General features: G+C 66.2%; 8 protein-coding genes. 5 read left to right on the top strand and 3 right to left on the bottom strand.

Going from position 1 to position 14,699, the window contains the following annotated elements; genetic code table 11:
• Positions 1-203: 203 nt before the first annotated feature.
• The 3 genes from AC1DKR_RS14235 to AC1DKR_RS14225 all read right to left on the bottom strand — a co-directional run bounded on the left by AC1DKR_RS14235 (position 204) and on the right by AC1DKR_RS14225 (position 7,904).
• On the bottom strand, positions 204-3,326 hold the full coding sequence (locus AC1DKR_RS14235; RefSeq protein WP_478033301.1) for an efflux RND transporter permease subunit: 3,123 nt from the start codon (positions 3,324-3,326) through the stop codon (positions 204-206).
• A gap of 31 nt (positions 3,327-3,357) precedes the next feature.
• Entirely contained in the window at positions 3,358-6,591 is a 3,234-nt protein-coding gene (locus AC1DKR_RS14230; RefSeq protein WP_478033300.1) for an efflux RND transporter permease subunit, read from the bottom strand.
• Positions 6,592-6,665: 74 nt separating this feature from the next.
• Complete coding sequence (locus AC1DKR_RS14225; RefSeq protein ID WP_236510704.1) at positions 6,666-7,904, bottom strand: efflux RND transporter periplasmic adaptor subunit; 1,239 nt, start codon at positions 7,902-7,904, stop codon at positions 6,666-6,668.
• 186 nt (positions 7,905-8,090) lie between these two features.
• Between AC1DKR_RS14225 and AC1DKR_RS14220 the strand changes: the two genes are divergently transcribed.
• From AC1DKR_RS14220 to AC1DKR_RS14200, 5 genes are all read left to right on the top strand, one after another.
• On the top strand, positions 8,091-9,410 hold the full coding sequence (locus AC1DKR_RS14220) for a M20 family metallopeptidase (RefSeq protein ID WP_025874644.1): 1,320 nt from the start codon (positions 8,091-8,093) through the stop codon (positions 9,408-9,410).
• Positions 9,411-10,022: 612 nt separating this feature from the next.
• On the top strand, positions 10,023-10,841 hold the full coding sequence (gene queF / locus AC1DKR_RS14215; protein ID WP_032976417.1) for an NADPH-dependent 7-cyano-7-deazaguanine reductase QueF: 819 nt from the start codon (positions 10,023-10,025) through the stop codon (positions 10,839-10,841).
• 265 nt (positions 10,842-11,106) lie between these two features.
• Positions 11,107-11,400: a LysM peptidoglycan-binding domain-containing protein gene (locus AC1DKR_RS14210; RefSeq protein ID WP_025878595.1), complete on the top strand. Its 294-nt coding sequence runs from the start codon at positions 11,107-11,109 to the stop codon at positions 11,398-11,400.
• 47 nt (positions 11,401-11,447) lie between these two features.
• Positions 11,448-11,951 carry a hypothetical protein gene (locus AC1DKR_RS14205; protein WP_478033299.1) on the top strand — a complete coding sequence of 168 codons (504 nt, stop codon included), beginning with the start codon at positions 11,448-11,450 and terminating at the stop codon, positions 11,949-11,951.
• Positions 11,952-12,304: 353 nt separating this feature from the next.
• On the top strand, positions 12,305-14,527 hold the full coding sequence (locus tag AC1DKR_RS14200) for an NADP-dependent isocitrate dehydrogenase (RefSeq protein ID WP_478033298.1): 2,223 nt from the start codon (positions 12,305-12,307) through the stop codon (positions 14,525-14,527).
• Positions 14,528-14,699 lie beyond the last annotated feature (172 nt).

Below are 14,699 nucleotides of genomic sequence, written 5' to 3'. Positions count from 1 at the left end.
GGGGGGAAAGGTCGGTGGCTGGGATCACGCAGGCGTGCCGGGAACGGCAGCGGGGCGCCACAAGGGGGCGCAGGACCATGGCTGGATGAGAATTGTTCTCTTTTCGTTACAGCGCGTCAAATGCCATCGGCGTGCGGACCAACGGTCCGCACCCACCAAGGTAGGTGTTGCAGTAGATCCACGCCATGCGTGGATGGGCCTGGCTACGCACGCTGTGCGCGCCTCAGCAGCTTCGCTTCACGCCTGCGCGCGCGCCGCGCCTTCCAGCGCTCGGCCAGGCACGAGAAGATCACGTACAGCGCCGGCGTGCTGAGCAGGGTCAGGCTCTGCGAGAACAGCAGGCCGCCGATCATCGCGATGCCCAGCGGGCGACGCAGCTCCGAACCTTCGCCCAGGCCGATCGCCAGCGGCACCGCCGCCAGGATCGCCACCATCGTGGTCATCATGATCGGCCGGAAACGCACAATGCTGGCTTCACGCGCGGCCTCGCGCGGAGTCAGCCCATGTTCGCGCTGCGCCACCAGGGCGAAGTCGATCATCATGATCGCGTTCTTCTTGACGATGCCGATCAGCAGCACCAGCGCGATCATCGAAATCACCGACAGTTCGGTGTTGGTGCCGAACAGCGCCAGCAACGCACCGACGCCAGCGGCCGGCAGGGTGGACAGGATCGTCACCGGGTGGATCAGGCTTTCGTACAGGATGCCCAGCACCAGATAGACGGTGAGGATGGCTGCCAGTACCAGGATCAGCATGTCGCTGGGGTCGGAATTGAAGCCGAAGCCCGCATCGTCGGCCAGGCGGATGTCGCCGGGCATGCGCATGCCGGCCACGGTGCTGTCGATGATGGCCTTGGCCTCGCCCATGCTGACGCCGGGGGCGAGGTTGTAGCTCAGGTCCATCGTCGTGTACTGGTTTTCATGGGTGATCTGCGAGGGCGCCAGGCCCGGCGCCTGTCGGGCCACCGCCGTGATCGGCACCATTTCGCCGTTGCGTGCACGCACATGCACTTCGTCCAACGCCGAAGGCGTAGCGGTCTGCGACGGCAGCGCATTGACCACCACGCTGTACTGGTTGATGTCCGAGTAGATGGTGGAGATCTGGCGCTGGCCGAAGGCGCCGTACAGCGCACCGTCGATGGCGCCGACCGAGATGCCCAGGCGCGCGGCCTTGGCCCGGTCGATCTCGATGTTCTGGCGCAGGCCGGCGTTGTCGACGTCGGTGCCGACATCACACAGCTTCGGGTTCTTCTTCAATGCCGCCTGCAGTTTGGGCAGCCATTCCTGCAGTGCGGCCAGGTCGTTGCCCTGCAGCGAGACGCGGTACTGTGCGCCCTGGCTGTTGCCACCGCCATCGTTGCTGGGCAGGTCCTGGATCGCGCGCAGGCGCAGCTGCAGGTCCGGGTAGCGGTCGGCCTTCGCACTCAGCCGTGCCAGTGCGTGTGCAGTGGTTTCGCGGCGCCCTTCCTTGCGCGACTTCAGTTCGACGTTGAACTGTGCGCTGGAGCCCTGGCGTCCGCTGCCCAGGCGTACGCCCACGGTCTTCACTGCCGGGTCGGCCATCAGCATGTCGGTGATGCGGCGCTGGCGGCTGACCATGTCCTCGAAGGACACCGTCGCACTGGAATTGGCGCGGCCCCAGATCAGGCCGGTGTCCTGCGGCGGGAACGCGCCCTTCTTCACCGCACCGAACAGGAAGATGGTGACGCCGATCAGGATCAACGGCGTCAACGACAGCAGCAGCGCATGGCGCAGCGAAAAATCAAGGAACACGGTGTAGATGCGCAGCATCCGCTCGTGACCGGCATCGAGCCAGCGGCCGAAGCGCGACGGTGCCGCCGTGTGGTCGTGCGCGCTGAGGAAGCGGCTGCACAGCGCCGGGGTCAGCGTCAGCGAAACGATCATCGACACCACGATCGCCGCCACCAGGGTGACGGTGAATTCGCGGAAGAACGCGCCCATCATGCCGCTGGCGAACAGCAGCGGGATGAACACCGCCACCAGCGAAGCGGTGATCGAGACGATGGTGAAGCCGATTTCGCGCGCACCGGCGAAGGCCGCCTGCATCCGCGGCATGCCCTCGTCGAGGTGGCGCATGATGTTCTCGATCACCACGATCGCATCGTCGACCACGAAACCGATCGCGATCACCAGCGCCAGCAGGCTCAGGTTGTTCAGGGTGAAGCCCATCACGTACATCACCAGCGCGGCACCGGCCAGCGACAGCGGCACGGTGACCGCCGCGATCAGCGTCGGCGCCAACCGGCGCAGGAACAGCGCCATCGTCAGCACCACCATCGCCAGGCTGATCAGCAGGGTGATCTGCACTTCATGCAGCGACGACCGGATGGTCGGGGTGCGGTCGAAGTAGGGCGTCATCGTGGTGCCCGGCTGCAGGTAGTCGCGCAACGCGGGAATCTGCGCTTTCACCCGGTCCACGGTCTCGACGATGTTGGCGCCGGCGCGGGTGAACACATACATCACCACGGCCGGTTTGTGGTCGAACCACGCGGCCTGGTAGGCGTCCTGCTGGCCGTCGTAGACGTTGGCGATGTCCTTCAGGCGGATCACCCGGCCATCGCCCTGGGTCTTGACCACCAGATCGGCGAAGTCGGCGGCGCGTGCGACCGAATCGTTGGCGATGATCGCCGTGGTGGTGTTGCCATCGCTGAGGAAGCCGGTGGGCGAGGTCACGTTGGCCGCGCGCACGGCATTGCGCAGGTCGTCGGCGGTCAGTCCCAGCGCGTTCATCAGGCGCAGGTTGACGTCCACACGCACCGCCGGCGTCGAGGCACCGGCGATATCCACCGAGGCGACGCCGCCGATCTGGCGGATGCGCTGGGCCAGCAGCGAATCGGCGACGTTGTACAGCTCATCGGCGGACTGCGTCTGCGAAGTCAGCGCGATGGCGATCACCGGGTCGTCGTTCGGGTTCGCCTTCTGGTACATCGGCGAGCCCATGCCCGAGGGCAGGTCGGCCTGCGCCGAATTGATCGCGGTCTGTACGTCCAGCGCGGCCGAATCGATGTCGCGGTCACTCTGGAAAATCATGAAGACCAGCGAGCTGCCTTCCGAGCTCGACGAACGCATGCGGTCGATGCCAGGCAGCTGGCCGAGATGACGCTCCAGCGGCGCGGTCACCGTTGAGGCCATGGTCGCCGCATCCGCACCGGACTGGCTGGCGTGCACGAAGATCACCGGGATCTCGATGTTCGGCAGTGCCGACACGCCGAGCCGCAGGTAACAGATCACGCCGACCATGAACAAGCCGATGGCCAGCAGGGCGGTGCCGATCGGGCGGCGGATGAAGGGGCCGGACAGGTTCATCGTGCAGCCCCCCGAAGGTGCGGGGCCAGGGTCATGCCTGCGGCTCCTGCACCGTGCCATCGCGCAGCGCACGCTGCTCACGGCGACGGGCAAGCCATTCCGAGAAGCGTTCCATGTACAGGTAGATCACCGGCGTGGTGTACAGGGTTACCAGCTGCGACAGCAGCAGGCCGCCGACGATGGCGATGCCCAGCGGCCGACGCAGTTCCGAGCCGATGCCGGTGCCCAGCGCCAGCGGCAACGCACCAAGCATGGCTGCAGCGGTGGTCATCATGATCGGGCGGAAGCGCAGCAGGCAGGCGCGGCGGATGGCCTCGCGCGCGTTGGCGCCGGTGCGCCGCGCCTCGATGGCGAAGTCGACCATCATGATGCCGTTCTTCTTGACAATGCCGATCAGCAGCACGATGCCGACGATGCCGTCCACGGACAGGCTCAGGCCGCAGACCATCAATGCCAGCAGCGCACCGACGCCGGCCGGCGGCAGGGTCGAGATGATCGTGATCGGGTGGATGTAGCTCTCGTACAGCACGCCCAGCACGATGTAGATCACCACCAGCGAGGCCAGCAGCAGCCACACCACGTCGGTCTGGCTGCCGGTGAATTCGGCGGCCTTGCCGATGAACTGCGCATGCACGTGCGCCGGCATGTCCAGGCTGACCTTGGTCTCTTCGATGGCCTTGACCGCATCGGACAGCGAGTAGCCCGCAGCAACGTTGAAGGAGACCGTCACCGCAGGAAGCTGCTGCTGGTGGCTGACCAGCAGCGGCGCGCTGGAGACCTTCGCCTCGGCCAGCGCCGACAACGGGATGATGCCGCCCGCACCGACGGTGATGCCGGTGTTCTGCGCACCGATACCGGTGGCGGTCGACGAGTTGGACGAGGTGACCTGGCCGAAGCTGGTCGCGTTGGTGCCGGTGAGTGCGCCGGCACCGTTGGAGGCGACCGCCAGCTGTTCCATCAGCGCAGTGCTGGTACGGAACTGCGGCGCCACTTCCAGCACCACGCGGTACTGGTTGAGCTCGGTGAAGATGGTCGAGATCTGGCGCTGGCCGAACGCATCGTAGAGGGTGTCGTCGATGGTCTGCATCGGCACGCCCAGCACGCTGGCCTTGTCGCGGTCGATGTTCAGTTCCAGCGCGCGGCCCTGGTTGGACAGGTTGTTGTCGACGTCGGCCAGTTCCGGGCGCTGGCGCAGCGCCTGGGTCAGGCGGTTGGCCTGCAGCGCGACTTCCGCGCTGTCCACGTCCGATAGCGAGTACTGGTACTCGGTGGCGGCCACGCGGGTGTCCAGGGTCACGTCCTGTACCGGCTTCAGGTACAGCGCCACGCCGGGAATGCCGGCGACGGACTTCTGCAGGCGCGGCAGGATCTCATCCAGTCCATCACGTTCGCCGCGCTCTTTCAGCACGATCGACAGCTGCCCCTGGTTGAGCGTGGGGTTCATGCTGCCGGCACCGATGAAGGCCGATACGCCGGTCACGTCCGGATCCCTGCGCAGCGCTTCGGCCACCTGCTTGGTGCGTCGCTCCATCTGCGGGAAGGCGATGTTCTGGTCGGCCTGGACCACGGCGGTGATCAGGCCGGTGTCCTGTTCGGGCAGCAGGCCCTTGGGAATCAGCACATACAGCAGCACGGTCAGTACCAGCGCGGCCGCGGCCACGGCCAGGGTGAGCGGCTGGTGTTCCAGCACCCAGTCCAGGCTGCGCTCATACAGGCCGACGGTGCGCGTCCACAGGTTCTGCTTGCCGGCCGCGGCCGCACGTTCGTGCGCGTCTTCGCCCTCGGGCAGCGCATCGGGCTTGAGCAGGTAGGCGCACATCATCGGGGTGAGCGTCAGCGAGATCAGCATCGACAGCACCACCGCGATGCTCAGCACCCAGGCGAACTCGTGGAACAGGCGGCCGGTGACGCCGGGCATCAGCAGCAGCGGCAGGAACACCGCCACCAGTGAAACCGTCAGCGACAGCACGGTGAAGCCGATCTGGCGCGCACCGATCTCGGCCGCCTCCTTGCCGCTCTTGCCTTGTTCGATGTAGCGCACGATGTTCTCGATCATCACGATCGCATCGTCGACCACGAAGCCGGTGGCCACCACCAGCGCCATCAGCGAGAGGTTGTCCAGCGACATGCCGGTAAAGGCCATCACTGCGAAAGTTCCGGCCAGCGACAACGGCACCGCCACCGAGGGAATGATCGTGGCCCAGAACCGGCGCAGGAATACGAAGATCACCGCTACCACCAGGCCGATGGTCAGGATCAGGGTGAACTGCACTTCATGCACTGAGGCGCGGATGGTTTCGGTACGGTCGGAGAACACCTCCAGGTGCACATCGGCCGGCAGCACGCCCTGCAGCTGCGGCAGCAGCGCGCGGATGCGCTCGACGGTCTGCACGATGTTGGCGCCCGGCTGCCGGCGTACTTCCAGCAGCACGGCCGGCTTGCCGTCGGCCCATGCGGCGAGCTGGTCGTTCTCCACGCCATCGATCACTTCGGCCACGTCGGACAGCCGCACCGGGCGGCCGTTCTTGTAGCTGATGATGGTGTCGCGGTATTCGGCGGCGCTGGCCAGCTGGTCATTGGTGCCGATGCTGTAGGACTGGGTCTTGCCGTTCAGCGAGCCCTTCGGCGCATTGACGTTGGCCTGGGTAAGCGCGCTGCGCAGCTCTTCCAGGGTCAGGCCCATGTTGGACAGCTGCGCCGGATTGACCTGGATGCGCACGGCCGGACGCACGTTGCCGGCGATCGACACCAGGCCCACGCCCTGCACCTGCGACAGGCGCTGGGCGAGGATCGAGTCAGCGTAGTTGTTGACGTCGCGCAGCGGTCGCGTATCGGAGGTCAGCTTGAGGGTGACGATGGCCGCGTCGGCCGGATTCACCCGGTTGTAGACCGGCTGGTACGGCAGCGACGAGGGCAGGGTGGCCTGGCGGATCGCCGCCTGCACGTCCTGTGCGGCGATATCGATGTCGCGGTCCATCGAGAACTGCAGGATGATCGTCGACAACCCCGCCGAGGAATCGGAGGTCATCAGTTCCAGCCCGGAGATCTGCCCGAACTGGCGCTCCAGCGGCGTGGTCACCAGCGAGGCCATGGTGGTGGCGTTGGCACCGGGGTACTGCGTGGTCACCACCAGGCTGGGCGCATCGATTTCCGGCAGCGCCGACACCGGCAGCTTGCGGTAACCGAGGATGCCCAGCAGCAACAAGCCCGCCATCAACAGCGAGGTGGCAATCGGGCGGCGGATGAAGATCGTCGAAAAGCCCACGGACTGATCCTTGCTGGCACTTCAATGGCAGCGCCGGCGGGATCGCCGGCGCGGGGAAGAGCAGGGGCCTGCGCTCAGCGCGGGCCACCACCGCGGCGGCCGCCGCCACTCTTCTGTTCGGCGGCCTTCAGTTCGGCCTCGGTCGGTGCGGCCGGGGTCTCACCCGGCTTCAGCGCGGTCACCTTGCTGCCCGGCTTCAGGCGGAACTGGCCTTCGCTGACCACGCGTTCGCCGCCCTTCAGGCCTTCGGCGATCTGCACCTGGCTGTCGCCCACTTCCACGCCACTGCGCACGGTCTGCATCTTCACCGTGTTGTCGCCCTGCACGACGTAGACGTACTCGCCGTCCGGGCCACGAAGTACTGCCTGGGTCGGGATCACCACGCCGCCGCCGATGGTACGCAGCTGCATACGCACATTGACGAACTGGCCCGGCCACAGGCCGTTGTCGGTGTTGTCGAACACCGCGCGTGCCTTGAAGGTGCCGCTGTCGGCGCTGATCAGGTTGTCGACCACATCCAGCTTGCCGTCGCCGCTGAGCACGTGCGAATCGGCGCGGTCCAGCGCTGCGACCGGCACGCTGCCGGCGGCCTGCGCCTGGCGCACGTCGCCGAGCTGGCGCTCGGGCAGGTTGAACAGCACGTGGATCGGATGGATCTGGGTCAGGGTGACCAGTGCGGTACCGGCGTTGACCACGTTGCCGGCGTCGACCGCGCGGATGCCGGCGATACCGGTGATCGGCGCGGTGACCTTGGTGTACTGCAGCTGCACCTGCGCCGAACGCATGCTGGCTTCATTGGCCGCCACTGCGCTTTCGTACTGTGCCACCTGGTTTCGTTGTGTATCCAGATCGGTCTTGGCCACGAACTGGCGGTACTCCGGCGCGTTCGAGCGCTGGTAGTTCGAGCGCGCGGTGGCCAGCAGGGCTTCGTTCTGGCGCTTGGACGCGACGGCCTGGTCATAGCTGGCCTGGGCGGTGCGCGGGTCGATCACCGCCAGCACGTCGCCCTTCTTCACTTCCTGGCCTTCGCGGAAATTGAGGCTCATCAGCTGGCCGCCCACCTGGGGGCTGACGGTCACGGTGTTCATCGCGGTCACCGTGCCCAGTGCGCTGGCATACACCGGCACGTCCTGGCGAACGGCATCGACCACGGTTACCGGCACCGGGCCGGCATCGGGATCTTCACCGCCCTCGCGAGCGCCTGCTTCCTGCCCGGCTGCCTTGTCCTTGCCGCCACCGAGTACGCGCAGGCCGACCACGGCCAGCACCAGTACCGCCACGACCAGCAGCACGATCTTCCAAACACGTGACATTCAAGACTCCAAGAGGGCTGGACGGGGTGCAACCCCGGGTGGCAATGCGCAAAGCATACCTGTGGCCCACCGGGTTTCCTGCATGACGGATGGGACGGGCGCTCAGACAGATGGACGACGCTGGAGGTTCCCGTAACGGCAAGGTTGCCCTACATTCAGGTGCAGACCCCTTCCGTGGAGATCGAGATGCGCCGTTCGTTGCTGCTGTCCGCCCTGCTGCTGGCCCTGCCGGCCCTTGCCCACGCCGAGGACGCGCAGCGCCCGGAAGTGACCGCCGCCGCGCAGCGCCTGCAGGCCAAGGTGGTTGAATGGCGCCGCGATTTCCATCAGCACCCGGAACTCTCCAACCGCGAGGAGCGCACCTCCGCCGAGGTCGCCAAGCGGCTGCGTGCGATGGGCCTGAAGCCGAAGACCGGCATTGCCCACCACGGCGTGGTGGCGATCATCGAAGGCGGCAAGCCGGGGCCGAAGATCGCCCTGCGCGCGGACATGGACGCACTGCCGGTGACCGAGCAGACCGGGCTGCCGTTCGCCTCCAAGGCCACCGCGCAGTACCGCGGTCAGACCGTAGGCGTGATGCATGCCTGTGGCCATGACGCGCACACCGCCACCCTGCTGGGCGTGGCCGAAGCGCTGGTGGCGATGAAGAAGGACCTGCCGGGCCAGGTGATGCTGATCTTCCAGCCGTCCGAAGAAGGTGCGCCGCCGCCGGAAGAGGGCGGTGCGGCGCTGATGCTGAAGGAAGGCCTGTTTGCCGACTTCAAGCCCGAGGCGGTGTTCGGCCTGCATGTGTTCTCCAGCGTGCAGGCAGGGCAGATCGCGGTGCGCGGTGGCCCGCTGATGGCCGCGTCCGATCGTTTCGGCATCAAGGTGATCGGCCGCCAGACCCATGGCTCGGCCCCATGGAACGGCGTCGACCCGATTGTTGCCACTGCCGACCTGATCGGCACCGCACAGACCATCGTCAGCCGCCGGGCCAACCTGTCCAAGCAGCCGGCGGTGCTGACCTTCGGCGCGATCAACGGCGGCATCCGTTACAACATCATTCCCGATGAAGTGGAGATGGTCGGCACCATCCGCACCTTCGATGAAGGAATGCGCCAGCAGATCTTCGCCGACCTGCGCAACGTGGCCGACCACACCGCTGCCGCGCATGGGGCCAAGGCGGTGACCGACATCTACGAATCGGAAGGCAACCCGGCCACGGTGAACGACCCGGCGCTGACCGCGAAGATGCTGCCGAGCCTGCAGGCGGTGGTGGGCAAGGACAACGTGTACGAGCCGCCGCTGCAGATGGGCGCGGAGGATTTCTCGCTGTACGCGAAGGAGGTGCCGGGCATGTTCTTCTTCGTCGGTTCCACCAGCGTGGGCATCGACCCGGCGACGGCGCCGGCCAACCATTCGCCGAAGTTCCTGCTGGATGAGAAGGCGCTGGATGTTGGATTCCGCGCGCTGCTGCAGGTAAGCCTGGATTATCTGCATGGTGCGGGCACCCCGGCGGGTTGAGGGTTTCCGGCAGGGCTGCGCCCTGCACCCGCCGAAGCGGTAGTGCCGGCCGCTGGCCGGCAACAGCAACAGCAACAGCAACAGCAGAAGCGGGCTATCCGTGGGATGGCGGGGTGGGTCCGGTTGCGGGGGACGCCGTAAACCCATCCCTGGGGGCTTGGCCGCGGCGTCCATGCCGCGGACACCCCCCGCAACCGGACCCACCCCGCCTTCGACAGGTTTGCGCAATCTGTCGGAACGGCGTTCTGTGCGGCTGTTGGTGGGTGTCGACCTTGGTCGACACGGTAGATCCACGCCATGCGTGGATGGCAGATGCCATGAATGGCTGAAGGATCGGTTTTTGATCCTGTTTTTGATTTTGATTCTTTCCTGATCTTTCCTGTGGTGGCGCGGGAAATTGACCGTGGCCGGGAGGGTGGTTGGCTGGCGGCGTAAGCGCCATGGATGGCGCGCTCGAGCCTACAAGGACGTATTCACGGCGTCCCCCAGCCAACCCACCCTCCCGGCCAAGCCGATAGACCGCTCTGCCGACCAACCAACCCCACCACGGAGGGGCTCCGCCGTTGGCCGACCCGGCCGAAGGCCCGCTCTGCGCGCGATACAATAAGCACCATGAACACCCCACAGGATTCCAGCCTCGGTCGCGAGGTCAGTTACCCGTCGCAGTACGATCCCGGCCTGCTGTTTCCCATCCCGCGCGTCGGCGCCCGCGCCGAGATCGGTCTGGACGAGGCCGCGCTGCCCTTCGTCGGCCATGACCGCTGGCACGCCTTCGAGCTGAGCTGGCTTGACCCGCGTGGCAAACCGCAGGTCGCCGTCGCCACCGTGCAGGTGCCGTGCACCTCGCCGCGGCTGATCGAATCGAAGTCGTTCAAGCTTTACCTGAACTCCCTCAACAGCACCCGCATCGACAGTGCCGAAGCCCTGCGCGAGCGCCTCGTCGCCGACCTGTCGGCCTGCGCCGGTGCCCCGGTCCAGGTCACGTTCGGCCTGCCGGCATTGCGCGAATCACCGCTGGGCGAGTCGATCGACGGCCTTGAGGTGGACATCGATTGCTATGGCCCGCCGCAGGCGGACTACCTGTCGGCCAACGCCGATGCGCTGGTGGAGGAGACTCTGGTCTCGGCCCTGCTGAAGTCCAACTGCCCGGTCACCGGCCAGCCGGACTGGGCCACCGTCAGCCTGCGCTACCGCGGCCCGCAGATCGATCGTGCCGGCCTGCTGCGCTACCTGGTCAGCTACCGCGAGCACGCCGAGTTCCACGAACAGTGCGTCGAGCGCATCTTCAGCGAAGTGTCCGCGCGCTGCCGGCCGCAGTGGCTGGAAGTCGAAGCCCGCTATACCCGTCGCGGTGGCCTGGACATCAACCCGTGGCGCGCCAGCCCCGGCATCGCCGCCCCGGCCGCGACCTACCGAGAACTGCGGCAGTAACCGCCGCAGGCGGTTACAGGTAGTGCCGACCGCTGGCCGGCAACCGCGCGGAGCCCGCGTCCAGGCCAAGCCGGCCAGCGGCCAGCACTACCGTCGGGCCGCGTTGTGACGGGTAGCGCCGGGCCATGCCCGGCTAGCCCAGCGGCGGCGTTCCACCTCGATTGTTCAGCCGCCCCGGGGGGCGGCTTCACATCGGCACCATCCCCATTTAACAACCTCTATGACACCGTGCCAGCCATGTAGTCATACAGACGGGAGTGTGTGGATGAGTACCGAGAAGAAAGCCGATTTCTCCGGCGTCAGTGGCAGCGTCGACAGTACCGCCCAGCAGGTCCCCAAGGCGGACTTTTCCGGCGTCAGTGCTTCGGTGGACAGTACCGCCGAGGTGGTCAGCGGTGGCACCTACACCGTGCAGAAGGGTGATTCGCTGTCGAAGATCGCCAAGCAGCACTTGGGCGATGCCAACGCCTGGAAGAAGATCTTCGAAGCCAACCGCGATGTGCTCGACGACCCGGACAAGATCTTCCCGGGCCAGACCCTGAAACTGCCGCCGAAGTAATACCGGCGATCCAATCGCCGTCCGAACAATCCTTGGAGGAATCCCGAATGATCAAGACGACCCCGCTTCAGAATGCCCTGCTGGCCGCGCTGCTGGGCAGCGTCGCCCTGGTGGGCTGCAAGAAGAAGGAAGAAGCCGCAGACAACAACGCGGCTCCGGCGGCAACCACGCCTGCCGAGGCGCCCGCTCCGATGACCGGTGCGCCGCCGCCGATGGCTGCATCGGCCGTGGCGGTATCGGCAGTCACTGTCGGCAAGACTGCCTCAGCTGACAAGTCGGTGACCACGGCTGCCCTGTTCGCGCCGAAGGACGATGTCATCGTCTCGGTGAAGACCGATGGCGCGGCCAACAATGTCACCGTCGGCGCCAAGCTGACCTTCCAGGATGGCCAGGTGGCCGGCGAGCAGAACGCGACCCTGAACACCAGCGGTGCAGAGACCACCAACATCACCTTCAAGAATGCCAATGGCTGGCCGGCCGGCAAGTACCGCGCCGAAGTCATGGTTGATGGTAAGGCGGCCGGAACGCCGCAGGAGTTCGAGGTCAAGTAAGTCCCGCCGACTCTCTCCCGGTTGGACTCACGATGGACGCAGCCGCGAGGCTGCGTCCTTTTTTGTTGGTGGCTTTGCGGGAAGGCCTCATCCACGCATGGCGTGGATCTACCTGGGCCTTGCACGCGGCATCATCTCCATCCACGCCACGCGTGGATGGATCACAGCGTTGCCAGGGTGCAGTACCGCCGCGTATGGCACGGCTTTGCCCCGCGCGGCTGAAAACGCGACAATGCAGGGGTTTCCCCGACGCGCGCCCACCCTGACGGCGGCGGGGAAAGTGACACGGTTGCACGTGGCCCGGCGCTGGCGCCGGCCTTCCCCTGAGCACTGCTACAGAGTCCAAGTCCCCCATGTCCAAGATCCTCTACACGCTGACCGACGAAGCACCGTTCCTGGCCACCCAGTCGCTGCTGCCGATCGTCGACGCCTATACCTCCACCGCGGGCATCGCAGTGGAAACCCGTGACATCTCGTTGTCCGGCCGCATCCTGTCGCTGTTCCCGGAACTGCTGAGCGATGCGCAGAAGGTCAACGATGACCTGGCCGAGCTGGGCCAGCTGGCGACCACCCCCGACGCCAACATCATCAAGCTGCCGAACATCTCCGCCTCGGTGCCGCAGCTGAAGGCCGCCATCAAGGAACTGCAGGACCAGGGCTATCCGCTGCCGGATTACCCGGAAACCCCGGCCGACGACCAGCAGCGCGACTACAAGGCGCGCTACGACAAGGTCAAGGGCAGCGCAGTCAATCCGGTGCTGCGCGAAGGCAACTCCGACCGGCGCGCGCCGCTGTCGGTGAAGAACTACGCCCGCAAGCACCCGCACCGCATGGGCGCCTGGGCGTCCGATTCGAAGTCGCACGTTGCGCACATGGACGCGGGTGATTTCTACGGCAGCGAGAAGTCGGCCACCCTGGCCAACGCCGGCGCGCTGAAGATCACCCTGCACGGCAAGGACGGCAGCACCGTCGTGCTGAAGGAAAAGACCGCGGTCAAGGCCGGTGAGATCGTCGACGCGGCAGTGATGAGCCGCAAGGCGCTGGCCGCCTTCATCGATGCGCAGATCGAAGACGCCAAGTCGCAGGGCGTGCTGTTCTCGCTGCACCTGAAGGCGACCATGATGAAGGTCTCCGACCCGATCATGTTCGGCGTGGTCGTCAACGAGTTCTACAAGGACGTGCTCGCCAAGCACGCCGACACGCTCAAGCAGGCCGGTTTCGATGCCAACAACGGCATCGGTGATCTGGTCGCGCGCCTGCCGTCGCTGCCCGAAGCCACCCGTGCCGCCATCGAAGCCGACCTGCAGGCCGAGTACGCGCAGCGTCCGGGCCTGGCCATGGTCAACTCGGACAAGGGCATCACCAACCTGCACGTGCCGAGCGACGTGATCGTCGACGCCTCGATGCCGGCGATGATCCGCGACTCCGGCAAGATGTGGAATGCCGAAGGCAAGCTGCAGGACACCAAGGCGGTCATTCCGGACCGTTGCTATGCCGGTGTGTACCAGGCTGTCATCGACGACTGCCGCAGCAACGGTGCCTTCAACCCGGCCACCATGGGCTCGGTGCCCAACGTCGGCCTGATGGCGCAGAAGGCTGAAGAGTACGGCTCGCACGACAAGACCTTCCAGATCGCTGCCGACGGCGTGGTCAAGGTCACGGATGACGCCGGCAACGTGGTGTTCGAACATGCCGTGGAAGCGGGCGACATCTGGCGCATGTGCCAGACCAAGGACGCGCCGATCCAGGACTGGGTCAAGCTGGCCGTCGAACGCGCGCGCCTGAGCAGCACCCCGGCCGTGTTCTGGCTGGACGCCGCCCGTGCCCACGATGCGCAGGTCATCGCCAAGGTCGAGACGTACCTGAAGGACCACGACACCAACGGCCTGGACATCCGCATCCTGCCGCCGGTGGAAGCGACCACCTTCTCGCTGGCCCGCATCCGCAAGGGCGAGGACACCATTTCGGTGACCGGCAACGTGCTGCGCGATTACCTCACCGATCTGTTCCCGATCATGGAGCTGGGCACCAGCGCCAAGATGCTGTCGATCGTGCCGCTGATGGCCGGTGGCGGCCTGTTCGAGACCGGTGCTGGCGGTTCGGCACCGAAGCACGTGCAGCAGTTCGTCGAAGAGGACTACCTGCGTTGGGATTCCCTGGGTGAATTCCTGGCCCTGGCCGCGTCGCTGGAGCATCTGGGCAACCGCTACGACAACGCTGCCGCCCGCGTGCTGGCCAAGGCGCTGGACGAGGCCAACGGCCAGTTCCTGGACAACGACAAGTCGCCGTCGCGAAAGCTCGGTGGCATCGACAACCGTGGCAGCCACTTCTACATCGCCCTGTACTGGGCGCAGGCCCTGGCAGCGCAGAACGAAGATGCCGCACTGCGGGCACGCTTTGCTCCGCTGGCCAAGGCGCTGGCCGACAACGAGCAGAAGATCGTTGACGAGCTGATCGCGGTGCAGGGCAAGGCCGTGGACATCGGCGGCTACTACCGTCCGGATGTGGCCAAGGCCGCTGCCGCGATGCGTCCGAGCGCGACCTTCAATGCCGCGCTGGAGCAGCTGCGCGGCTGATTCATCGCCGCCCGGTTGAGACCTGGAAAGAAACCCGCGCCTCGGCGCGGGTTTCTTTTTGCCCGCATGCCGTTGGTGCCTGTCCACGCGCGGACGGGAGCTGCACAAAACCGTGAAATCCGTCATCTGTCGGAACGCCGTCAACACGGCATGAAACTTGCCCGCGATGGCC

The sequence above is a fragment of the Stenotrophomonas sp. 01N47 genome, from assembly GCF_056399165.1.
The sequence above is the reverse complement of the archived record's forward strand: the minus strand, read 5'-3'. Positions and strand labels throughout refer to the sequence as shown.

Bases quoted from the DNA above. Each gene is read 5' to 3' on its own strand.
- AC1DKR_RS14235 (WP_478033301.1), bottom strand. From the start codon at position 3,326: ATGAACCTGTCCGGCCCCTTCATCCGCCGCCCGATCGGCACCGCCCTG.
- AC1DKR_RS14225 (WP_236510704.1), bottom strand. From the start codon at position 7,904: ATGTCACGTGTTTGGAAGATCGTGCTGCTGGTCGTGGCGGTACTGGTG.
- AC1DKR_RS14210 (WP_025878595.1), top strand. From the start codon at position 11,107: ATGAGTACCGAGAAGAAAGCCGATTTCTCCGGCGTCAGTGGCAGCGTC.
- AC1DKR_RS14200 (WP_478033298.1), top strand. From the start codon at position 12,305: ATGTCCAAGATCCTCTACACGCTGACCGACGAAGCACCGTTCCTGGCC.
- AC1DKR_RS14205 (WP_478033299.1), top strand. From the start codon at position 11,448: ATGATCAAGACGACCCCGCTTCAGAATGCCCTGCTGGCCGCGCTGCTG.
- AC1DKR_RS14220 (WP_025874644.1), top strand. From the start codon at position 8,091: ATGCGCCGTTCGTTGCTGCTGTCCGCCCTGCTGCTGGCCCTGCCGGCC.
- queF (WP_032976417.1), top strand. From the start codon at position 10,023: ATGAACACCCCACAGGATTCCAGCCTCGGTCGCGAGGTCAGTTACCCG.